This is a genomic window from Limosilactobacillus coleohominis (assembly GCF_016901675.1).
Taxonomy (GTDB): Bacteria; Bacillota; Bacilli; order Lactobacillales; family Lactobacillaceae; genus Limosilactobacillus; species Limosilactobacillus intestinavium.
The window spans coordinates 1-358 of sequence record NZ_JACJKU010000191.1 but is presented as its reverse complement, the minus strand read 5'-3'; the positions used below and the strand labels follow the sequence as shown (position 1 = coordinate 358).

At 36.3% G+C, this 358-nt stretch carries 1 protein-coding gene; it reads right to left on the bottom strand.

The genetic code is table 11. From position 1 onward, the window contains the following. Window positions 1–26: 26 nt before the first annotated feature. The coding region (locus tag H5975_RS08450; RefSeq protein WP_204785638.1) for an IS30 family transposase at window positions 27–358 on the bottom strand (332 nt) is incomplete at its 5' end.

Below are 358 nucleotides of genomic sequence, written 5' to 3'. Positions count from 1 at the left end.
TCTAAATTTCAAGAATAAGTTAGCCACTAAGCTGAAATAAATAGCACTGACCAATTAATTATTGGTTGATGAGAACGTGACATCTCTTGATAGAATGCTTTACAGTAAACATCCATTGCAGAACGTCCATTAAATATGGCTCGTGGATAGTGATTCATCCAGTTATTGGTCGCTATAATCTGGGCACTACTATAATCATTAATAGCTTGGCCCTTAGTAATCTCCTTCCGGAGAAAACGATTATTGATTTCATTGGATCCGCGTTCCCAAGGAGAATATGGGTCAGTGTAAAAAACATGGTCATGAACTCGCGTTAACTCACTAAATTCAGAACCATTATCAGAAGTAATTGTTTTAA